The following is a 22,206-nucleotide window of genomic DNA, read 5'->3' on the forward strand; positions in this document are numbered from 1 at the left end:
AGTTTATAAGCTTTTAAACCCCGTGAGCTAAATTAACGTGTATTTATGATTTGTAAATTACGAAGATCTATTTTCAAAAGAAAAGCCTATTTTAGCATATAAAATTTTGCTCTAAATTTATAAGAATGATTGAAGTTAAAAATCTACATAAGTATTACGAAGATCTTCACGTACTCAATGACGTAAATCTTACCATAGAAAAAGGAGAAATTGTATCGGTTGTAGGAGCTTCTGGAGCAGGAAAAACAACACTTTTGCAAATATTAGGAACCCTAGATACTCCAAGTAAAAAGCATAATTGTGTTGTTAAGCTTAATGATACCGAAGTCAACAAACTCTCTAAAAAAGAGTTAGCTAAGTTTAGAAACCAACATATTGGTTTTATTTTTCAATTTCATCAATTATTACCCGAATTCACTGCCCTAGAGAACATTTGTATTCCAGCATTTATTCACCAAACTTCAAAAGAACAAGCCGAAAAAAGAGCGCTAGAATTATTAGATTTTTTAGGCTTATCTCACCGTAAAGACCATAAACCCGGACAACTGAGTGGTGGAGAACAACAACGTGTAGCTGTAGCTAGAGCTCTTATTAATAATCCCCAAATCATCCTTGCCGATGAACCTTCTGGGAATTTAGATTCAGAATCTGCAGAAAACCTTCACCAACTTTTCTTTAAATTAAGAGAGGAATTTGGACAAACATTTGTCATTGTTACCCATAATCAAGAATTAGCCAATATGGCCGACAGGAAATTGGTAATGGTTGATGGTAGCATCAAATCTCCACAGTAATGCTTCTTATTGCTGTTTCTTGGCTCTATATTTTTTTAGCATCAACACTTGTAGGGCTTTTTATTCAGCAACAATTAAAATTACCTTTTCAAGCTCTAATCATTCAATTTTTGGGATGGTTTGGAATAGGACTTTTCGCCACATGCTTTGCATTTTTATTTCCGTTAAACGGAATTTTTCATGGTGTGTTATTTTCTATTCTTCTCTATCTAGGATTTATTTATCAACAAGAATTTATACAGCTTCATAAACACCTTTGGAAAGTTTTTAAAAATCTTAAAATTGGTTTTAAAGCTTTTACAATTCTTGTCACTATTTTGATTTTAGCTAAATGTGCTTCAGCTCCATATATTTTAGATAATGAATCCTACTACATTCAAACCATAAAATGGCTTAATGAATACGGACTTGTTCCTGGCTTAGGGAATTTACATTTGTATTTAGGTCAAACTAGTGGATGGCACATTTTACAAGCAGCTTTTAATTTTAATTTTCTATATGATAGTTTTAATGACCTTAGCGGATATTGCCTTTTGTGGGGAAATCTATATGCTGTAAAACTTCTAAATGACTATTTTAAAAGATCATCTCAAAGAGTTGTTTTGTTTTTTGCTGCACTTCCTCTTACCAATGTTCTTTTTTTTAGTTTTATAGCAGCCCCTTCTCCAGATATTCCTGTATATATTATAAGCTGGTACATTTTCTATATTGTCTTTAAAGACTATAAAAATACCAATACCTCACATCTCCTTACGATTTCTTTATTTATCTTTTTTCTGATATTTATCAAGTTTACCAATGCATTTTTATTAATCCTTCCTCTTTACTTCTTTATACTCAATTTTAATCAACATAAAATAACAATTCTTCCTTTCTCTGTTTTTGGATTTTTTACTTTAGTAATTATAGTTTTAAAAAATAGTATAGTAACAGGAATTCCTCTTTACCCTACTCCATTATTTAGTTCATTTATAAAGTTAGACTACCAACTCCCTGCAGAATTACAACAGTTCTATTATCACTATACAAAAGCTTTTGCATTTAAACTTTCTCCAACGGAATATGAGAAACTCAATATTTGGCAGCTATTTTCTCATTGGTTAACCTTGCCTAAATTGCACGGTTTTTTCAATAAGCTTATCATTATTATATGTTTTTTATTTCCTTTTTTCATTCAAAAAATAGCTCATAAAAAAAGTAGTGTTTTCTTATATATTATTGGTATAATTCAATTACTGATTTTAGGTGTTACTTCTCCTCAATATCGCTTCTTTCTAAATATTCTTTTTTTAATCATTGCACTCCTAAGCACATATTTTTTTCAGAATAAAAAGCTAATTTCTGGTTTATTGATGATTATAAGTATTAGTCTTATTATTCAAACCTTTTTTAGCTTTTCGCTGAATAAATTTACCAATAACCCTTATGCTTCTCAGAGTTCAGGATTTCAACTGACACAAGTTCTATATCCTCATCAAAATTCTCGTTATTCATTTGAATATGAAATTAAGTCGGTTGAAAATTTAGAGTATTTTTCCCCACTAGAAAATAATTTCTTTTGGAATACTGGAAACGGACCTTTACCTACTGTAAATAAAGATCAAATCGAATATTTTAAGAAAGGTTTTCAATATATTCCGCAGCGACGGGGAAAAACTATTAAAGATGGTTTTTACAGCAAAAAAATAAAACCAGAATGAACAAAAAAGAATTAAAGGAGTTTTTAGATCATAAGGTCAAAGAATACGAAAACCCAGATTTTATAGCAACAGATCCTATTCAAATTCCGCATTTGTTTAGCAAAAAAGAAGATATAGAAATTGCCGGATTTCTTACCGCTACCATTGCTTGGGGAAACAGAAAAAGTATTCTTAAAAATGCGCATAGACTTATGCAAATGTTAGATAATTCTCCTTTTGATTTTATTAAAAACCATAAAGATAAAGACTTCGATTCACTTAGTAGTTTCGTACATCGTACATTTAACGGTAATGATTTAATTTATTTTGTAAAAGCACTTAAAAATATCTATACAAATCATCAAGGACTTGAAGGAATCTTTACAGAATATAGTACAGTAAATTCTACCCAATTAGGAATTCATGAATTAAAAAAAATCTTTTTTGAATTAGAACATTTACCTAGAACTCAAAAACACGTAAGCGATCCTTTAAAAAATTCCGCTGCTAAGCGAATTAATATGTTTCTAAGGTGGATGGTAAGATCTTCAAAAAATCAAGTAGATTTTGGTCTTTGGGAGAATATTCCCGCTTCAGCTTTGTCATGCCCGTTAGATGTTCATAGTGGCAATGTTGCGAGAAAATTAAAACTTTTAAAAAGGAAGCAAAATGATGCTAAAGCGTTGGCAGAATTAGATCAAAATTTACGCAAGTTAGACGCTAAAGACCCTGTAAAATATGACTTCGCACTCTTCGGGCTTGGTATATTTGAGAAATTTTAGATTTTATTTAACAAATCATACTTACTTTTTTATCTTTACTTAAAATTAACTGCCTGTAAAAGGTTCACTTATATGATCACTCAAGAAATTTCTTCACGCGAATTAAAGCGTTTAAAAGCTTTAGATGAATATCGCATTTTGGATACCCCAAATGAAGCGGAGTATGATGATATCGCGCAGTTAGCGGCTTACATCTCGGATGCGCCAGTGGCTCTAATTTCTTTTATCGATATTAATAGACAGTGGTTTAAATCTAAAGTAGGCGTAGAAATGTGCGAAACAGAAAGAAATATTTCTTTTTGCACTCACGCTATTGAAGCCGAAGAAGATGTGTTAGAGATAAAAAACGCATTGGAAGATGACCGTTTTAAAAACAATCCACTTACTCAGTCTCCAGATCAACCTGTCATTTATTACTGCGGTTTTAAACTAACCGATAGCAGAGGAATGACCTTAGGAACGCTTTGTATTATCGATCATAAACCAAGAACTATTAGTGATAATCAAAAAAAATCACTAAGAGCTTTATCTAAACAGATTGTAAAGTTATTAGAACTAAGACGTAATTTTGATTTACTGAAAAGAGCAGAAAAATCTTTAAAAGAAAAAAATTCTTTACTCCAAGATTTTGCAGGTACAGTATCGCATGATATTAAAATGCCTTTAGCAAATATGGTTCTTACCGTAGATATTCTAAAGAAAAAATATGAAACTACATTAGACAAAGAAGGGGTTAACTATTTAAATTACTTAAAAAAATCTAGCTTTAGCTTAAGTGAATATATTACTAGCATCTTAAACCTTTATGAGAGTGAAGTAAAAGCTCACGAAAAATCTAAAGAAAGCTTTGATTTAAAGCAATTGCTAGAAGAAATTATAGATCTCTTTAATATTAAGCACGAATGCGAGATAAAATTACCACACAAAAATCTTGAACTACACTGTAACCGTGCGGCTTTAGAGCAGATTTTACTTAACCTTATCGGAAATAGTTTAAAATACAACGATAAAGAAAAGATTGTCATCAAGATAAAATGCAAAGAGAAAGAAGGTTTTTACCATTTTTCTGTTAATGATAACGGTGTAGGAATTCCTAAAGAAAAGCAAAAAGAAATTTTTAACTTATTTTCTACTGCCGCTATTACCGATCGTAATGGAAATAAAGGAAATGGTATAGGGCTTTCTACCGTTAAAAAATTAGTGAAAAAGCTTGGCGGAAAAATTAAAGTAAAATCAGAGTTGGGAGAATTTACAAAGGTTTCGTTTACTATAAAAAAATAATCAAACTCCTATATGCTATTTAAAAACCCCTCAGTTTTATATGCTTTATGTTTATTGATTATTCCTATAATAGTTCACCTTTTTCAGTTAAGGAGATTTAAAAAAGAATATTTTACCAATGTTGCCTTTCTCAAAAAAATACAACAACAGTCGAGAAAAAGCTCTAAAGTAAAAAAATGGCTAGTTCTCTTATCTAGGTTATTTGCTTTAGCCGCTATTATTCTTGCTTTTGCCCAGCCCTATTTTCCTGCAGCAGATAGTAGTTTAAAAGATGAAAGTTTAGTTATTTATCTAGATAACTCTTTTAGCATGCAACAAGAAGGCGATAATACTAATCTTTTAAATGAGGCGGTTCAAAATTTAATCACTACGATCCCGTCTAATAAAGAATTTACCCTTTTTACCAACGATCAAGTTTATCGAAATACAACCATCGATAAAATTAAAAATCAGTTATTAGAGATTAATTTTACCGCCAAAAACCCAAGCTTAAAATCGTCTTATTTAAAAGCTCAAAACCTTTTTGATACTCAAATAAACAACTCTAAGGCATTTTTGGCTATTTCAGATTTTCAAGGTAATTCAATAGATTCTGATAATTTTTTCAATGAGAATTATAAAAATTATTTAATTCCGCTTCAAGCGAAAGAACAGCAAAATTTAAGTATAGATTCTGCTTACATCGACAATAAAATTGACAAAGATTACCAATTGCATATTCGAGTTTCATCCAATCAAAATACCGAAGATGTTTTTCCTATCGCTTTATACAACCAAGAGCAATTATTAGCCAAAAGCAGTATAAGTTTTAAAGATAGTTTGTCTAAAAATGTCGTTTTTAATCTCAATGAAGAAAAAATACTTTACGGAAAACTCGTTATAGAAGACAATTCACTCGCTTATGATAATGAGTTATTTTTTGGAATCACTACCTCTCCAAAAATTAAAGTGGCTTCAATATCTGCAAATGATGATACTTTTCTACGAAACATATTCGCCAACAAAGAAGCTTTTGAATTTCACGCATTCAAAGAAAATGAAGCAGATTATTCGGTTTTAGAAAGTGCAGATTTTATTGTGGTAAATGAACTAAAACAAATTCCTGTAAGTCTCCAGACCTTGCTGCGCGAAAAAACAAAAAAGGAAAAAAATATTGTGGTTATTCCTCACGAGGAAATTGATTATGAGAATTATAATTCATTTTTAGTCAGTTCAAATAGAGGTAAAATCGTAGATAAAAAAACGGAGGAATTAAAAGTAACTCAAATTAGGTTTTCTCATCCGCTTTTTAAAAATGTATTTCGCAAACAAATTTCAAATTTTGATTATCCTAGTGTTTATCAAAGTTATCAAATAGATGATTATGGATCTCCGGCTCTTCTAACCAATGACCAAACGGGATTTTTAACCGAGAAAGATCACTTTTATTTATTTAAATCCGCTTTAAGCGAAAAGTCTACCAACTTTAAAAACTCTCCGCTTATTGTTCCTGTATTTTACAATATGGCTCTACAAAGTGTTTCTTTACCACAATTATATTACAACGTGGGAGACATTAATGAGATTGATATTTCTACACCATTAAATGAAGATGAAGTATTACATCTTGTTAAAAATGAAATAGATTTGATTCCGCTGCAGCGGAAATTAAGTGAACAAGTAAAAATTACAACCGCCCAAGATTTGCCTATTGTAGCAGGTAATTTTGAGGTGAAAAAGCAAAATGAACTTATTACAACATTAGGTTTTAACTACAACCGCGAAGAAAGTAATTTGACTGGTTTATTCCTAAACCAATTTGAAAATATAGAGATAAAAGATAGTTTAAAGAATTATTTTTCTACCCTAAGAAACCAAAGCGAAGTTGATGAACTTTGGAAATGGTTTGTTATTTTTGCGCTAGTATTTTTAGCGATAGAAATGTTGCTACTTAAATTTTTAAAATAGATTAAATTTTAAAGTTAGAGTAGTTCTCATTTCATTTTTGCTAGTTAATCATACAATAAGGATAACTTATGAAACTACTTATTAAGTCGGCTAAAATAATACAGCCCTCCAGTGAATTTCATCAACAAACAGTAGATTTACTTATTGAAAACGGAATTATATCTTCAATTAAATCTAAAATTGAGGAAAAGGTGGATCAAACCATAGAGTTTGAAAACCTACATCTTTCTGAGGGTTGGTTTGATAGTAGTGTATCTTTTGGAGAACCAGGATATGAAGAAAGAGAAACCTTAGAAAACGGCTTACAAACTGCTGCTAAAAGTGGTTTTACTCAAATTGGTTTAAACTCTAACATCAATCCTATTGCCGATCACGCTTCTGCTATTAATTTTTTACAAAAAGAAAATAATAAACAAGCTGTAAGTGTTTATCCTATTGCTGCGCTAACCAAAAATAGTGAAGGCAATGATCTTGCAGAGGTATATGATATGCAAAATGCAGGAGCGGTTTCCTTTTATGATTACAAGAAGGCTGTGAGCAATCCTAACTTGCTTAAAATTGCTTTACAATATGTACAGAATTTTGGTGGTTTGGTTCAATCATTTCCATTAGACAAATCCATTGCACATAAAGGTTACGTTCACGAAAACAAACAAAGTACTATTTTAGGACTTAAAGGAATTCCTTCTTTTGCAGAAGAATTACAGATAAGTAGAGATTTACATATTTTAGAATATACTGGAGGTAAATTGCATATTCCAACCATTTCTAGTAAAAAATCTGTACAGCTTATAAAAGAAGCTAAGAAGAAAGGTTTAGATGTAACTTGTAGTGTGGCTGTTCATCAACTTATTTTTAATAATGACAAGTTAGATACTTTTAATAGTCATTTTAAAGTGATGCCTCCGTTAAGGTCTAAAGAAGATCAAAAAGCATTAATTAAAGGTGTTAAAGATGGAGTTATAGATATGGTGACAACAGATCACACTCCTATTGACATTGAAAATAAAAAGGTGGAGTTTGAAAGCGCCTTATTTGGTACTATTGGTTTAGAGTCGGCTTTTGGTACACTTAATAATTTACTTGGCCTAGAAAAAACTATTGAGGTATTCACCAAAAATAAAAATCGTTTTCATATTCCTTCATTTCAAATTAAAGAAGGAGAAGTTGCTAATTTTACGTTTTTCAATCCAGAAGGTGATTACACCTTTACACATCAACATATATATTCTTCCTCCAAAAATTCTATGTTTTTAGACTATACTTTGTCTGGGAAAGTTTTGGGAGTTTACGCAGAAAAAAATCTTATCATTAATGAGTAACACCACTTCTAAAATAGAAACAGGAAAATCGAAAGCTATTGTAGCTTATTTAACTATAATAGGTTGCATTATTGCCATGTTTATGAATAATGAAGCAAAAAATAAATTTGCTAGTTTTCATATTAAACAAGCTTTGGGTATACATATTATATATTTCTTTACCATGGCTATTGCAAATGGTTTTAATGATGTAGAAAGTGAGTTTGTATTCCTTAGCATTTTCTCTTCTTTTTTACTCTTTAACTTTATTCTATGGGGATATAGTTTTATTGGAGCCCTACAAGGCAAAAAAAACTTACTCCCATTTATTGGTGTTTATTTTCAAAAATGGTTTAACAAAATCGCCTAATGATCACAAAAAATCTATCCCTACAACATGTTTTAAGACCTTCTCAATTAGAAGGAAAAGCACCATTAATACTAATGTTACATGGTTATGGTAGCGATGAAAATGATTTGTTTTCATTTGCATCAGAGCTTTCTAAGGATTACTTAATTGTTTCTGCGAAAGCGCCACAACAAATGCTTCCTTACGGAAATGCTTGGTATGATATTAATTTTGATGCTCAAGGAGGTAAATTTACCAATGATGAACAAGCTATTGCATCTCGTGAATTGATTTCTACATTTATAGACGAAATTGTAACAGAATACCACGCTGATGCGGATAATGTTACTCTACTTGGCTTTAGTCAAGGTGCTATTTTAAGTTATGCTGTAGCACTTTCTTATCCAGAAAAAGTGAATAAAGTAGTCGCTTTAAGCGGATATATTCACTCTTCAATTTATAAGTCTGGTTATGAAGATAATGATTTCTCTAACCTAAAAATTTATGCTTCTCACGGAAATGTAGATCAAGTGATTCCTGTAGAATGGGCTAGAAAAAATAAACCCTTCTTAGACGAATTAGGAATTAACAATCAATACTCTGAATTTCCAGTTGGTCACGGTGTAAATCCTGATAACTTTAGAGAGTTTAAAGAATGGTTAACTAGTTAGCATATAAAAAAGAATCGGCGACCTCTATATCTATTGTTTTATCTTCATTGATAAAATATTTGAAGATAAGCTCTCCCCAGTATTTACCATCGGTAAACTCTGCAATCCCCCATTTATGGTTAAGAAGTTTTATAGCATTAACAGCCATATTTCCTTCCATTCCTTGATAAGGTACTAATGGATTATCGCTATCTATACTGTTTTGATCTAAAATTTGAGACTGAATTAAGCCATTAAACTCTTCCACTTGAAAATCTCTATCTTCAATATACATTTTTGCCTTATCACTATTTAATAAAGAAAACTTGCTATTAGCTCCTATTAAATTGACTAGCGAATCTTTTTCTTGTTCTAGCTGTTCGTTTTCTTGAGAAAGTTGCTCAATTTGCGCTTCTTGTCTTTCTAAACCTTTTTTTGAATTTGCAAATTGAAATACAATGTATAATAATGCAAATAAAAACAAAAACATAAATAATTTTCCTCTCATCAGATTTCAATTTTAAGATTATCGTAAGCCAAAAATACATTTTCTGGCAACTCTGCTTCCACTTCTTCGTGAAAACCTAATAAATGACTTATATGTGTTAAGTAAGCTTTTTCAGGCTGAAGTTCTTCAATAATAGCTAAAGCTTCCTCTAGATTAAGGTGTGAATGGTGAGGCTCCTTCCGTAAAGCATTAATCACCAAAACTTTTAATCCCTTAATTTTATTTTTCTCCTCAGCACTAATTGTTTTTGCATCGGTGATGTAAGCAAAATCTTTTAGTCTAAATCCAAAAACCTGTAATTTGTTGTGTAAGACATTTACCGGTGTTACTTCTAATTGATCTAGTTTAAACGGTTCTCCATTCAACTCTATCACATTTACTTCGGGAGCACCAGGATATTTATTTTTCTCCTCGAACACATAATCAAACCTTTTCTTAAGGGCATTAACTACTCTTGGATGTGCGTACACAGAAATTTTACCTTGTCGGAAATAAAACGGACGAACATCATCTAAACCTATAATATGGTCGTTATGTTCGTGTGTAAATAGAATGCCGTTGATTTTAGAAACTTGATGAGCTAACATTTGCTGTCTAAAATCTGGACCACAATCAATAATATATCGATTCTCACCCCATTCTATCATCGCAGATACCCGCAAACGCTTGTCTTTAGGGTTATTACTTAGACAAACAGGATGGTCACTTCCTATAACAGGAATGCCTTGTGAAGTTCCAGTACCTAAAAATGTAATTTTCACGCATTAAATTTGTCACAAAAGTAGTTATATTTTTTTGTTTAAATGTCAATTCACTACCTTTGATAGTGTAATAATGATATTAAAACTTTATATATAGCTATGCCAATTACCATTATGGGCGACAAGGAATTTGAAAACATTCCTTCTATCAACAGCAAAGCACTTCGTATTAATTTAAACGAAAATATTTACGGAACATTTTCGGAAATTGGTGCAGGTCAAGAAACGGTTCGAAATTTCTTTAGAGCAGGTGGTGCTTCGGGTACCATTGCCAAAACCATGAGTGCCTACGATAAAGACTTTAGTGACGCCATTTATGGAGTTGAAGATGACAAAAGATATGTTACTGAAGCTCGCTTAAAGCGGATGTTATCTCACGAAATGAAACTTATTGAAGAACGTATTGATCGTGAAAAACACCCCAATAAGCTCTTTTTTAGTTTTGCAAATACGGTGGCTACCATAGATTTTGCAAAGAAATATAAAGGTCATGGTTGGGTAGGTATTAAATATCAAGTTACACCTGGGGAAGATTATAACGAAATCATTTTACACGTTAGATTTCATGAGAACGACGCTCGTTTACAGCAAAATACTTTAGGTATTCTTGGAGTGAATCTAATTTACGGGGCCTATTATAAATATGATTCTCCTAAAAAATTACTGAGGTACCTTTATGATCATATAGATAAAGACCAAATAGAAATCGACACTATTAACTTTTCTGGACCACGTTTTAAAGAAGTTGATAACCGATTAATGAGTTTACAACTTGTAAAAAACGGGATGACCGAAGCGGTCATGTTTGCCCCAGACGGTAATAATGTCTTACCTGCACGTGTGCTTTACAAGAAAAATGTCCTTGCTTTACGAGGTAGTTTTAGGCCTGTTACCAAAGTGAATATGGATATCTATAAAAACTCTATGGAGCTTTTCTTAGATGAAAAACGAGTAAAGGAAGATAATACCATTTGTATTTTTGAAATTACTTTATCTAATTTAAGATCTGAAGGAGAGATAGATGAAAAAGACTTTATGGATAGAGCTAAACTGCTTTGTTCCTTAGGTCATACCGTAATGATTTCTAACTTTCAAGAGTATTACAAAGTTGTAGAATATTTCTCTCGCTATACTAAACAACGTATGGGATTAGCGATGGGAGTTAACAACCTCATTGATATTTTTGATGAAAAATACTATCGTCACCTTAGCGGAGGAATCTTAGAAGCTTTTGGTAAACTGTTCTTTAAAGACTTAAAGGTTTATTTATACCCTTGGAAAGACGGAAAGACAAATCAGATTACTGATAGTGACAGTCTAAAAGTTCACCCTAGAATGAAAGAGCTTTATAAGTTCTTTAAATACAACGGGAAAGTAGTTGATATTAAAGACTACGATCCTTCTATTATGGATATTTATTCTAGAGAAGCTTTACAAATGATAGCGAATGATGAAGAGGGTTGGGAAGAAATGCTCCCTGAAAATACGGCAAGCCTTGTAAGAGAGCAACACCTGTTTGGATATCAACAGAAGAAAGAGACTGAAAAAATAGAATAAATTGCACCTATATAAATAAAAAAACTCCTTAGATACTATAAGGAGTTTTTTTATTAAGTTTGTTTATTAAAAATTACATTCTTGTAATTTTAGCTCCTATTGCTTTTAATCTTTCATCTATATTTTCGTAACCTCTATCAATCTGTTCAATATTATGAATAGTTGAAGTTCCTTTTGCTGAAAGTGCAGCAATTAGTAATGAAATTCCAGCTCTAATATCTGGGCTTGTCATAGTAGTTGCCTTTAGAGTAGATTTAAAGTCATGACCAATAATAGTCGCTCTATGAGGATCACACAATATAATCTTAGCTCCCATATCTATTAATTTATCTACAAAGAACAGTCGGCTTTCAAACATTTTTTGATGTATAAGCACACTTCCTCTAGCTTGTGTGGCCACTACTAACATAATACTCAATAAATCTGGTGTAAAACCAGGCCAAGGAGCATCACTAATATTCATAATCGAACCATCAATAAAGCTTTGGACTTCATATCCATCTTTATGGGCAGGAACATATAAGTCATCCTCTTTCTTCTCTATGGTAATTCCTAATTTACGAAAAGTATTAGGTATGAGACCTAAATTCTCCCAGCTTACATTTTTAATCGTAATTTCACTTTTGGTCATAGCAGCTAAACCTATCCATGAACCTATTTCGATCATATCAGGTAAAATTCTGTGGGTACAACCATTTAATTTTTCTACTCCTTCAATTTCTAAAAGATTAGAACCTATACCTTTTATCTTAGCTCCCATAGAAACCAACATTCTACACAGCTGTTGTAAATAAGGTTCGCAAGCCGCATTATAAATAGTGGTTATTCCTTTTGCTAAAACAGCTGCCATTAAAATATTTGCTGTACCAGTGACTGATGCTTCTTCCAAGAGCATGTAGGTACCTTTTAAGCCCTTAGGCGCTTCTACTCCGTAAAAACGTTCTTCTTTATTATATCTAAATTTGGCTCCTAACTTTATAAAGCCTTCAAAATGTGTATCTAGTCTTCTTCTTCCTATTTTATCTCCTCCAGGTCGCGGAATATACCCTTTACCATATTTAGCTAATAAAGGCCCTACAATCATTATCGAACCTCTTAAGCTACTTCCTTCTTCTTTAAACAACTCACTTTCTAAATAATCTAAGTGAAGTTTATCGCTGATAAAAGAATATTTTCCTTTTCCTAATTTTTGGATTTTCACCCCTAGATTACCTAAAATACCAATGAGTTTATTTACATCTCTAATATCTGGGATATTCTCAATGATAACCTCATCATCAGTTAATAGAACTGCACAAAGAATTTGTAAGGTTTCGTTCTTCGCTCCTTGCGGAGTTATTTCCCCCTTTAGAGAATGTCCTCCTTCAATTTGAAAAGTAGCCATAGGTAATAAAAAAATTAGTAGCGCTTACGGCTACGGTTACGATGAGTTTTTTTATGTGTAGATTTTGTAGAAGTTGATGATGATTTACTGTAACGTTTGTTGTTACTACCTCGAATAAGATCTGAGGCTTCAGTAAGGTCTTCTTCTTTTTTATTCAAATTAATTTTACCATCACTTAATTCAAATAAATGATCAAAAATCACCTTATCGTCTACCGTATCTCGGTTCCAATTAAGGTAACATTTTTTCATATGATTAGCGATATTAAATACAAGCGCCTCTTTTAAATCTCCTTCTTCCCACTTTAAAGCAGCGTCGATCATCGTCTTGATATTATTTCCATAAAAACGATATTTAGGATAATTTTGAGGGTATGCCAATGGAGAGGGTGCTTCTTGAAGTTTTTCTCTAGAAGGCTTAGGATAAGGAGAATCTACATTTAGCTTAAAATCACTAATAATAAAAAGCTGATCCCATAGTTTATGCTGAAAATCTGGCACATCGCGCAAATGTGGGTTTAAATTTCCCATCACAGCAATGATAGATTTAGCTACTTCGTTTCTTTCTTTATCATCTTCTATGCTTATCGCATGTTCTACCATTTTTTGAATATGTCTGCCATATTCTGGAATAAAAAGTTTACTCCTTTCTGAGTTGTATTCTAAATCGTATATCAAAATTGAAAATTATATAGGTATAAATATTGTTGAAGCTGTAGTATCTAGCTTATAACGCTTGCAAAATAATAAATAATTAGCTACTACCTTATACTTTTAAGAAAAAAAATAAATTTATAGAGAAATTACTCCTTCTACCTTTTCTCCTACTTCTATATATTTTTCGATAACCGTATCGGGACTTTTCATTTTAACGTTAATAGAAACGCTTGTATAAGTACCCTTAGAAGATTCTTTTGTAGTTATAACAGCTCCCATATTATCAAAAATGTTTTCTATTTCGGCTATTTTTTTAGGACTAGAAGGCACGATAAATTTATATAAATATTCGCTAGGCCACTGGGCTGTTTCTTCTAATTTAACTTTTAATTTTTTATAAAAGTCATCACGCTCTTTATTTGAACTCATAAATTTTATATCTTTTAAAAACAAAGATACTTCATTCATTTTTTTAAATTGCCAAAAAAAAGAATTCATGGCTAAGGCTCAAAAAATATTAATTATTGGTGGTCCTGCAACAGGAAAATCATCAATCATAACTCTTTTAGAACAAATGGGTTACCATTGCTTACCTGAAATTTCGAGAGAAATTACATTAAAAGCTCAGGAAGAAGGTACACAACAACTTTTTTTAACTGAACCTTTGCGTTTTAGCGAATTACTCTTAGAAGGCAGAATTAAACAACACCAAGAAGCCAATTTTACTAATGCTAATTATGTTTTTATAGATCGAGGAATTCCAGATATTACCGCTTATTTAGATTATAAGGAGGATAAATACCCTTCAAAATTTGAAAAAGCTAACTTAGAATATACTTACGATCAGGTTTTTTTACTTCCTATTTGGGATGATATCTATGTTTCAGATAACGAACGCTATGAAAGTTTAGAGGAGGCAAAAAAAATTCAGCAACAGCTTGTTAGCACCTATACTCAATTAGGTTATAACCTAATTGAAGTCCCTAAAGATTCTGTTGAAAAGCGTGTAGAGTTTATTTTAAAACATTCTAAAACTGAGTAATTAATGCAAACCCCTGAAGACATATTACAGAGTTATTGGGGTTTTTCTAGCTTTAAACCTGCACAAAAACAAATTATAAATCACGTATTAACGGGAAATAATTGCTTAGCCTTATTACCTACAGGAGGTGGTAAATCTATTTGTTTTCAAGTTCCTGCGCTTATAAAAGAAGGGATTTGTATTGTCATTTCTCCACTTATCGCTTTAATGCAAGATCAAGTACAAAACCTTAATTCTAAAGGCATTAAATCTTTGATGCTAAAAAGTGGAACTTCTTACAAAGATCTTGACACGCTATTAGATAATTGTATTTACGGAAACTATAAGTTTCTCTACCTTTCTCCCGAACGCCTACAACAAGATTTGGTGCAAGAAAGAATTGCAAAGATGAACGTAAATCTAATTGCTGTAGATGAAGCTCATTGCATATCAGAATGGGGACATGATTTTAGACCTTCTTACCGAAAAGTAAGTATTTTACAAGAAATTCATCCCAACATTCCCATAATTGCTTTAACAGCAACCGCTACTCAACAAGTACAAAAAGATATTTTAAAGACACTGAATATAGATTCTAAAAATGTTTTTAAATATAGCTTTAAGCGGAATAATATTCAATTTCTTGTAAAAAATGAAGAAGATAAAACTCATCAACTTCTTACCTTTTTAAAAAAGAATACAGGACCGAGTATTATTTACGTAAGAAACAGAAAAGCAACCCTACAGTTAAAAGAAACCTTACAACAAAATCAAATTTCTGCTGATGCTTATCATGGCGGATTAGAAACCTCTAAGAAAGATCAATTACTAGAAAACTGGCTAAAAGAAGATTTTAAGGTGATGATCGCTACGACAGCTTTTGGAATGGGGATAGATAAAGAAAATGTTCAAAACGTAATTCATTTTCACCTCCCAGACAGTTTAGAAAGCTTTTTTCAAGAAGCAGGAAGAGCAGGTAGAAATGGAGAAAGCGCAACTTCTCTCCTACTCTATAACGACCATGATTTTCTATTACTCGAAAATCAATTTTTAAAACATATTCCCACTATAAAAAGCGTTAAATTAGTTTATAAAAAATTAAACTCCTACTTCTCAACTGCTTATGGAGAAGGAGAACAAACGGAACACAATTTTAATTTTATTGATTTTTGTAAAAACTATCAACTCCCTACAGCTATTACTTTTAACAGTTTAGAATTATTAGATCGAGTAGGTATTTTAAAACTTACCAAAGAATTTTCTCAAAAAACCTCGCTTCAGTTTTTAATCTCAAGTAAACAGGTTTTTTATTTTTTGGAGAGAAACCCGCAATATGAACAAATTTTAAAAACACTTTTTAGATTAAAAGGTGGTTTTTTTGAACATAAGACTAGTTTTTCAGTTGAAAAACTGAGTGAAAAATCTGAGGTTTCCCCCGACATTATTAAAAGTAGACTAGAACACTTAGCTAAAGAGAAAATAATTGATTTAAGTATCGCTAATCAAGACACTAGCTTAGTATTTTTGGTTCCTAGAGAGGACGACATCACTATAAACCCTATTTCTAAATATATTAAGCAACAATATCATTTAAAAGAAGAAAAAATAAAAACGGTAACCTCTTTTGTAAGTTCAAATGATCAATGTAAAGTAATCCAATTATTAGCCTACTTTGGTGAAAGCAAATTAGAGGAATGTGGAAAATGTTCTGTTTGCTTTCAGCGAAAGAAAAAGCAAACAAAAAGAGTTTATAACGATATTTACCAGCAAATTCTAGCTATCTTAACTCAGCAAGACTGTAATTTAAAAGAAATAGTTCCGCAAATTAAAGCTAAAGAAGAAGATACCATTTACATCTTAAGAGCGATGCTCGACAAAAAAATAATTTCGATTAGCAGTAATAATATTATTAAATTAAAAAAATGACACCTTTACGTATTCTTTTTATGGGAACTCCAGAGTTCGCCGTAACCATTTTAGATAAAATTATTCAAGAAAATTATACTGTTGTAGGTGTAGTTACCGCTCCAGATAAACCAGCTGGTAGAGGTCAAAAATTAAGAAAATCTGCTGTTAAGCTTTTTGCCGAAGAAAAAGATATAGAAGTGTTACAACCCACCAATTTAAAATCTGATGATTTTCAAGAAGATTTAAATCGGCTACAGCCAAATCTAAATATTGTAGTTGCTTTTAGAATGCTTCCTAAAAAGGTTTGGAACTTCCCTACCCACGGTACATTTAATTTACATGCTTCTCTGCTTCCTCAATATAGAGGCGCTGCTCCCATTAACTGGGCTATCATTAATGGTGAAACTACTACTGGAGTGACCACTTTTTTTATTGATGAAAAGATTGATACGGGATCGGTAATTTTGAGTAAAGAGCTAGATATAGACGAAAAAGACAATGCAGGAACTCTTCATGACAAATTAATGCACGAAGGAGCGAATTTAGTCGTAGAGACCTTACAAATCATTGAAAGTGGAAATGTAGAATTAAAAAAGCAAAATGAGTCTGCAGACTTAAAAACAGCCTATAAATTGGTTAACGAAAACACCAAAATAGATTGGACTAAATCTACCAAAGAGATTTACAATCATATAAGAGGTTTAAGTCCTTATCCTGTGGCTTGGACTCAATTAGAAAATGGAGAAGAAGTATTGCGATGTAAAATTCAACAAGCAGGCTATACCTTAGAAAAACACAATTTAGAGTTGGGAAAAATTTCTCTTTTAGAAAAACAGCTTCTCGTTGCTACTAAAGACGGTTTTATCAAAATAGAAGAATTGCAACTTCCAGGAAAAAGAAAAATGAAAACAAAAGACCTGTTGAATGGCTACCAATTTACGGAAAATGCTAAAATGCTGTGAAGCCCTGAAAAGACTAGGATTGCATAAATTCCCACAAAAACAAGCTAGATTTATCAACAATTAACCAAAGTTATTAACAATCTAATGCATTTCCCCTGCTATTACTTGCATGAAAGGTAAAAGCGTATAAATTTGTAGTGACGAATACATGTTTAACCAACAATTAGTTTAAAACAAAAATTATGAACAAAACAAATTTAATTGATTCTATGGCAGAAGACGCTGGAATCTCTAAAGCAGCTGCTAAAAAAGCATTAGAATCTTTCTTAGAAAACGTAGAAGGATCTTTGAAAAAAGGAGACAGAGTATCTCTAGTAGGATTTGGATCTTGGTCAGTTTCTAAAAGAGCTGCTCGTGAAGGAAGAAACCCTCAAACTGGAAAGACAATTAAAATTGCTGCAAAAAATGTAGTTAAATTTAAGGCAGGTTCAGATTTACAGAAGTCTGTAAACTAAGAAATCTTTATAGATAAATTAAAAGACCCTTTTATAGGGTCTTTTTTTTGTTGAAAATTTTGCTCTTCTAAAAATTTTAAATTATTTTTAAGTAAATAACTTTACACTTTGACAGAACTAAAACCAAAAAAAGGCATCTTAATGGTTGCCGAGCCATCTATTATCGGAGACATTTCTTTTAACCGTTCTGTGATTCTTTTAGCAGATCATAGTGAAGAAGGATCTATCGGTTTTATTTTAAATAAAGCTTTAGAGCATAACCTTAGTGAACTTATTCCAGATATAAAGAAAGATTTTCTGGTTTACAATGGAGGTCCTGTAGAACAAGACAATTTATATTTTATACATAAAGTCCCTAGCTTAATTCCAGATAGTATAGAGATTGCTGAAGGAATATATTGGGGAGGAAATTTTGAGGCTGTAAAAAAGTTAATTGAGAAAGACCTAATTACCGAAAAAGAAATTAAGTTTTTCTTAGGCTATTCTGGTTGGGACACGAATCAACTAGAAGAAGAATTAGCAGCTAAAGCTTGGATTTTAATCAATCAATATACTCAAGAAGACGTTCTAGAAAAGAGTTACAATAATTTCTGGAAAGAGAAACTGGAAGAATTGGGAGGCGAATACCTTATTTGGTCTAATGCTCCAGAAAACCCTAGTTATAACTAACCTAAACGTGCATGCGTATTTAGTTTTGCTCGTAAATTATTCGCTTTCGCGGAAACATACTCTTTCTTTCTATATTTTGTAATCGACTGAATACCTACAATACTATTAGTTATAAATATTTCATCGGCTTTTTGAAGTTCGAAAGGAGAAATGCTTTCTTCTTTTAAATCCCAATCTTCAAGTTTACCAATAATTGATATCAGGTTTTTTCTTATAATTCCGTTAAGGCAACCATCAGACAAAGGCGGCGTTTTTATCACATCTCCTTTCACTAAAAAGATATTCCCGTTAAGCGCTTCTACTACAGATTTTTTCTCATTGAGCAGTAAACAATTATCATATCCGTTTTCTTCGGCAAAAATACTTCCTAAGACATTTATCATCCTATTATTGCTTTTAAGAGAAGAAAGCAATCCACTATTTACATAATGATCTTTAAACAATTCTACTTCGTGTGCCGACTCATTTTCTATGTAAAATGGAGACTGCAAAGAGCTAACTGTAATAAGGTAACCAATCTCTCGCTGCTGCGGAAGATATAAACCACCTGGAAGACGATGAACGTTTATCTTAACCCGTGCAGAGTCGTTTTCTAAATGATTTTCTTTTACACAATTAAGAATTTCTTCTTCTAAGAATTCCGGAGAAAAAGACATGGGAATCTCCATACGCAAAATTCGCATAGAAGCCATTAAACGAAAGTAATGGTCTTCCCAAAACATAATTTTACCATTAATTACTCGTAAAGTTTCAAAAAGCGCATCACCATACTGGTAACCTCTATTATCTATAGATAAATTTGCCTCTTCTGGCGATAGTATTTTTCCGTTATAATTAATCATAAAAAAAGCCTCAATTTTGTGTAAAATTGAGGCAAATATACTTTAAATAAAATGATTTTTTAAACCGATCCTACGACATGTTTTAAATCTGAAACCATATTATCCCACAACATTTTTCCCTCTTTAATTTCATCTTCATCATCTTCAGCATAATCGGTAATCATTAAAGAAACATCTTTAGTAATTTCATCTACCTGTATACGCATTTCAAAGAAATAGCTTTCTCCTTCTTCCTCATCGGCAAGCCATCTTAATTTAATACGCTCACCACTTTTTTTACTTAATAATTTGGCTTTTTCTTCGCTTCCTTCCCAGATAAAAGTAAAGACTTCCCCTCTAGAGTTAACGTTATCTGCAAACCATTCACTTAACCCAGAAGGGGTCGATATATATTGATATAATAACGATGGTGAGACCTGTATAGGAAACTCCATCTCGTATTTAACTTTTGTACTCATAAACCTATTATTTGTTGAAAGGCAATATATATATTCTTTCCTAAATAGAAAGCTAAATATTAATTTTTTATTTTTTGAAAACTTATTTGTTCGATAAGTAAATAATATTATATTTGCACCCGCAAACGGCGAGGTAGCTCAGTTGGTTAGAGCGTCGGATTCATAACCCGGAGGTCCCGAGTTCAAATCTCGGTCTCGCTACTAATATAATTAAGGTTTTCGGTTCATCGAAAACCTTTTTTCATGTAAGGGGTACAGAATAGGTACAGAATAAGAGAGATTTTAACGGATCAAGCCTAATTGTTGTGTTTAAGCAAAAATTGCGGTTAGTCTGTACAGGAAGAATTCTACATTTTTGACTCCCCTGAACTGAGTTCTAAAAGCTTTTATTTTTGCATTGAAAGATTCTGCTGATGCGTTTGTACTTCTATTTATAAAGTAATTGAGGATTGACCTATAGTTTAGGGTTATCGTATTGGCAATGGTGTTAAATGCTTTGAATCCTGTTTCTTCAACATCTTTGTACCAATGAGCAAGTTTCGTATAAGCTACTTGTATTGATGTTGCTTGGTTGAATATATCTCTTAGCCTTTGTACAAGGTTAAAGGCTAATTTTATGTCTAGATATTGTTCAAAGAGTATTTTGCTGCGCTGATATTGATTCTCTGTCCAATTTGAAGGTGCTTTATAGAGCAGGTAACGACTACGAGCTAATAATTGTTTTCTGGTATCCCCATTAGCAAAGATTTCTGGACTAAAGCTTTTGTGTTTTAACCTGGCTTGCTTGATTTGTTCATTCTCTAGGTCTATGGCATCCCATCGGTGCTTGATCCTAATATCCTGCAAGGCTTCGAAGGTAAGTTTCTGTACATGAAAACGATCTGTAACCTGTATGGCTTTTGGGAAGCATTTCCTGGAAATGGTTTTCATGGAATTGGCCATGTCCAAGGTGATCTCCTTGACCCGACCCCGTTTTGAAGCGGGTATTTTAAGCAGTTGTTCTATAATGGGCTCTACCTTGGTTCCCGAGAAAATACCTACAATACTACCCTTTTTTCCCTTAGCTTTTTTATTGGTGATGATGGTGTAAAGTTCTCCCTTGGAGAGTGCGGTTTCATCTATAGAGAGTTTTGAACTGATATTTTGGGGGAAGATGAGCCATTGTTTTGCGTGGGATTTTTGATCCCACTGCTTAAAATCACTTAGGTAGTCCTTGTACTGGCGTTGAAGCTTTTTACCGTTAACACCATAAAAAGAACCAATGGTGTGGCAGTCGGAAGCCTTAGTACTGACTAATTTCTTTTAAAAAAGCAGCAAACTCGGTGGTCATCCGGGTTCCCTGTGCTACTAAATTCCAGTCGCGCTGAATAACCTGTTTGCTTTGTTTGTCCAGCCAGCGACGGCGTTTTATATGCAGGAACACCTTCTTGCCACGAACAGGGAAATCCTGAATGCTTATTTCCTTATGGAATCCGTGCGCTATGACCTGCTTAGAAGAAAACTCTTTAGGAATAGCAGGCTTCTCTTGAAAATGCAGGTGTAAAACATCTTTATCTGTCTGGTGGCTATTAAGATCAAAATGAGTGATTAATAATTCTGGTAATAAAAGTTTAAGCAGTTCAATATATGAGTCCAATGTTTCCTGTTTAGAAAACAAAAATCAAACTATTATTTCAATTCACACACAACTTTTAGGAATGATCCATTTTAACCTTAAGCTTAATTCTAAAAATAATTATTACTAATTATATTCAAATTTTATTATTACACCTTTCATATTCTACTTTATTTGATAAAATTATTTTTTATACACTGAAAAATTTACACGATAGCTCTATTTATTTCCAATTAATTTTTTTTCATATTATATACAAAAAATGTTTTGTAAAACTTCAATAACGATGCATTATATAGAAAGTAAATCTATTAATCATTAAATTTTATCTGGCTAAAGTTGAAAAATAATTAAAATACTTTCTACAACATATTTACTAGCTTTCCTTTAAAATTAGGCGATAGAATAGATAACAACTCTTTTTCTTCTTTCAAGATAAAATGAAAAGGAGCTGTTAAAAGATTAACACCACTTCGCTTTTTTAGTAGAATGCTTTGTCTCGAAATAATATTTTTGTTGGGTTCAAAATCCTCTCGGGTGAATGTTCGGTGAAAAGAATATACTTATGCATATATACTCATATAGTTTTTCGACTTCTTTTTCTTTTTTTATTTCTAGATTTGATAA

General features: G+C 32.0%; 23 protein-coding genes and 1 tRNA gene. 15 read left to right on the forward strand and 9 right to left on the reverse strand.

Annotated elements, in window-relative coordinates; all coding sequences use genetic code 11:
* The first annotated feature begins 125 nt into the window (after window positions 1-125).
* The 8 genes from FT986_RS00895 (at window position 126) to FT986_RS00930 (ending at window position 8,804) form a co-directional block, all read left to right on the forward strand.
* A complete protein-coding gene (locus FT986_RS00895) occupies window positions 126-794 on the forward strand; it encodes an ABC transporter ATP-binding protein (RefSeq protein WP_147863406.1) in 669 nt (222 codons plus the stop codon).
* The gene (locus tag FT986_RS00900; protein ID WP_147863407.1) at window positions 794-2,494 is read left to right on the forward strand and encodes a hypothetical protein; all 1,701 of its coding nucleotides are present in this window, start codon (window positions 794-796) and stop codon (window positions 2,492-2,494) included. The genes FT986_RS00895 and FT986_RS00900 overlap by 1 nt, the downstream gene beginning before the upstream one ends.
* Complete coding sequence (locus tag FT986_RS00905) at window positions 2,491-3,255, forward strand: TIGR02757 family protein (protein ID WP_147863408.1); 765 nt, start codon at window positions 2,491-2,493, stop codon at window positions 3,253-3,255. The genes FT986_RS00900 and FT986_RS00905 overlap by 4 nt, the downstream gene beginning before the upstream one ends.
* A gap of 72 nt (window positions 3,256-3,327) precedes the next feature.
* The gene (locus FT986_RS00910) at window positions 3,328-4,536 is read left to right on the forward strand and encodes an ATP-binding protein (RefSeq protein ID WP_147863409.1); all 1,209 of its coding nucleotides are present in this window, start codon (window positions 3,328-3,330) and stop codon (window positions 4,534-4,536) included.
* A 12-nt stretch (window positions 4,537-4,548) separates the two neighbouring features.
* Window positions 4,549-6,483 carry a BatA domain-containing protein gene (locus tag FT986_RS00915; protein WP_147863410.1) on the forward strand — a complete coding sequence of 645 codons (1,935 nt, stop codon included), beginning with the start codon at window positions 4,549-4,551 and terminating at the stop codon, window positions 6,481-6,483.
* Between the two features lie 68 nt (window positions 6,484-6,551).
* Window positions 6,552-7,805, forward strand: a complete 1,254-nt coding sequence (locus FT986_RS00920) for a dihydroorotase family protein (RefSeq protein ID WP_147863411.1) — start codon at window positions 6,552-6,554, stop codon at window positions 7,803-7,805.
* Window positions 7,798-8,154, forward strand: a complete 357-nt coding sequence (locus tag FT986_RS00925) for a hypothetical protein (RefSeq protein ID WP_147863412.1) — start codon at window positions 7,798-7,800, stop codon at window positions 8,152-8,154. The genes FT986_RS00920 and FT986_RS00925 overlap by 8 nt, the downstream gene beginning before the upstream one ends.
* Complete coding sequence (locus FT986_RS00930; protein WP_147863413.1) at window positions 8,154-8,804, forward strand: alpha/beta hydrolase; 651 nt, start codon at window positions 8,154-8,156, stop codon at window positions 8,802-8,804. Before FT986_RS00925 ends, FT986_RS00930 begins: the two co-directional genes overlap by 1 nt.
* On the opposite strand, the gene FT986_RS00935 is transcribed toward FT986_RS00930, so the two are convergent.
* Window positions 8,797-9,291 carry a hypothetical protein gene (locus tag FT986_RS00935; protein WP_147863414.1) on the reverse strand — a complete coding sequence of 165 codons (495 nt, stop codon included), beginning with the start codon at window positions 9,289-9,291 and terminating at the stop codon, window positions 8,797-8,799. The genes FT986_RS00930 and FT986_RS00935 overlap by 8 nt on opposite strands.
* Window positions 9,291-10,052, reverse strand: a complete 762-nt coding sequence (locus FT986_RS00940) for an MBL fold metallo-hydrolase (protein WP_147863415.1) — start codon at window positions 10,050-10,052, stop codon at window positions 9,291-9,293. The genes FT986_RS00935 and FT986_RS00940 overlap by 1 nt, the downstream gene beginning before the upstream one ends.
* A gap of 99 nt (window positions 10,053-10,151) precedes the next feature.
* Here FT986_RS00940 and FT986_RS00945 point away from each other — a divergent pair, with 99 nt between their 5' ends.
* The gene (locus tag FT986_RS00945) at window positions 10,152-11,609 is read left to right on the forward strand and encodes a TonB-dependent receptor (RefSeq protein WP_111541334.1); all 1,458 of its coding nucleotides are present in this window, start codon (window positions 10,152-10,154) and stop codon (window positions 11,607-11,609) included.
* A 73-nt stretch (window positions 11,610-11,682) separates the two neighbouring features.
* Here the strand turns inward: FT986_RS00945 and murA are convergent, their stop codons facing one another.
* The 3 genes from murA to FT986_RS00960 all read right to left on the reverse strand — a co-directional run bounded on the left by murA (window position 11,683) and on the right by FT986_RS00960 (window position 14,078).
* Entirely contained in the window at window positions 11,683-12,993 is a 1,311-nt protein-coding gene (murA, locus tag FT986_RS00950; protein ID WP_147863416.1) for a UDP-N-acetylglucosamine 1-carboxyvinyltransferase, read from the reverse strand.
* Window positions 12,994-13,007: 14 nt separating this feature from the next.
* A complete protein-coding gene (locus tag FT986_RS00955) occupies window positions 13,008-13,670 on the reverse strand; it encodes a DUF4290 domain-containing protein (protein WP_147863417.1) in 663 nt (220 codons plus the stop codon).
* 114 nt (window positions 13,671-13,784) lie between these two features.
* The gene (locus FT986_RS00960) at window positions 13,785-14,078 is read right to left on the reverse strand and encodes a DUF493 family protein (RefSeq protein WP_111541451.1); all 294 of its coding nucleotides are present in this window, start codon (window positions 14,076-14,078) and stop codon (window positions 13,785-13,787) included.
* Between the two features lie 67 nt (window positions 14,079-14,145).
* Here FT986_RS00960 and FT986_RS00965 point away from each other — a divergent pair, with 67 nt between their 5' ends.
* The 5 genes from FT986_RS00965 to FT986_RS00985 all read left to right on the forward strand — a co-directional run bounded on the left by FT986_RS00965 (window position 14,146) and on the right by FT986_RS00985 (window position 18,664).
* Window positions 14,146-14,691: an AAA family ATPase gene (locus tag FT986_RS00965; RefSeq protein WP_147863418.1), complete on the forward strand. Its 546-nt coding sequence runs from the start codon at window positions 14,146-14,148 to the stop codon at window positions 14,689-14,691.
* 3 nt (window positions 14,692-14,694) lie between these two features.
* The gene (locus FT986_RS00970; RefSeq protein WP_147863419.1) at window positions 14,695-16,596 is read left to right on the forward strand and encodes an ATP-dependent DNA helicase RecQ; all 1,902 of its coding nucleotides are present in this window, start codon (window positions 14,695-14,697) and stop codon (window positions 16,594-16,596) included.
* Complete coding sequence (gene fmt / locus FT986_RS00975) at window positions 16,593-17,540, forward strand: methionyl-tRNA formyltransferase (protein ID WP_147863420.1); 948 nt, start codon at window positions 16,593-16,595, stop codon at window positions 17,538-17,540. The genes FT986_RS00970 and fmt overlap by 4 nt, the downstream gene beginning before the upstream one ends.
* 182 nt (window positions 17,541-17,722) lie before the next feature.
* Entirely contained in the window at window positions 17,723-17,995 is a 273-nt protein-coding gene (locus FT986_RS00980) for an HU family DNA-binding protein (protein ID WP_111541328.1), read from the forward strand.
* 108 nt (window positions 17,996-18,103) lie between these two features.
* Window positions 18,104-18,664 carry a YqgE/AlgH family protein gene (locus tag FT986_RS00985; RefSeq protein WP_111541327.1) on the forward strand — a complete coding sequence of 187 codons (561 nt, stop codon included), beginning with the start codon at window positions 18,104-18,106 and terminating at the stop codon, window positions 18,662-18,664.
* On the opposite strand, the gene FT986_RS00990 is transcribed toward FT986_RS00985, so the two are convergent.
* Together FT986_RS00990 and FT986_RS00995 are read right to left on the reverse strand one after the other, a co-directional pair.
* Entirely contained in the window at window positions 18,661-19,506 is an 846-nt protein-coding gene (locus FT986_RS00990) for an aminotransferase class IV (protein ID WP_147863421.1), read from the reverse strand. The two genes, FT986_RS00985 and FT986_RS00990, sit on opposite strands and share 4 nt — an antisense overlap.
* A gap of 59 nt (window positions 19,507-19,565) precedes the next feature.
* Window positions 19,566-19,964 carry an START-like domain-containing protein gene (locus FT986_RS00995; protein WP_111541325.1) on the reverse strand — a complete coding sequence of 133 codons (399 nt, stop codon included), beginning with the start codon at window positions 19,962-19,964 and terminating at the stop codon, window positions 19,566-19,568.
* A 127-nt stretch (window positions 19,965-20,091) separates the two neighbouring features.
* Here FT986_RS00995 and FT986_RS01000 point away from each other — a divergent pair.
* A tRNA-Met gene (locus tag FT986_RS01000) sits at window positions 20,092-20,165 on the forward strand.
* 108 nt (window positions 20,166-20,273) lie between these two features.
* On the opposite strand, the gene FT986_RS01005 is transcribed toward FT986_RS01000, so the two are convergent.
* Together FT986_RS01005 and FT986_RS01010 are read right to left on the reverse strand one after the other, a co-directional pair.
* Window positions 20,274-21,227 carry a transposase gene (locus tag FT986_RS01005; RefSeq protein WP_147863422.1) on the reverse strand — a complete coding sequence of 318 codons (954 nt, stop codon included), beginning with the start codon at window positions 21,225-21,227 and terminating at the stop codon, window positions 20,274-20,276.
* A gap of 19 nt (window positions 21,228-21,246) precedes the next feature.
* Window positions 21,247-21,600 carry a transposase family protein gene (locus FT986_RS01010; RefSeq protein WP_147863423.1) on the reverse strand — a complete coding sequence of 118 codons (354 nt, stop codon included), beginning with the start codon at window positions 21,598-21,600 and terminating at the stop codon, window positions 21,247-21,249.
* Window positions 21,601-22,206: the final 606 nt, after the last annotated feature.

It is taken from the genome of Mesonia sp. K4-1, assembly GCF_008017825.1.
Lineage (GTDB): Bacteria > Bacteroidota > Bacteroidia > Flavobacteriales > Flavobacteriaceae > Mesonia.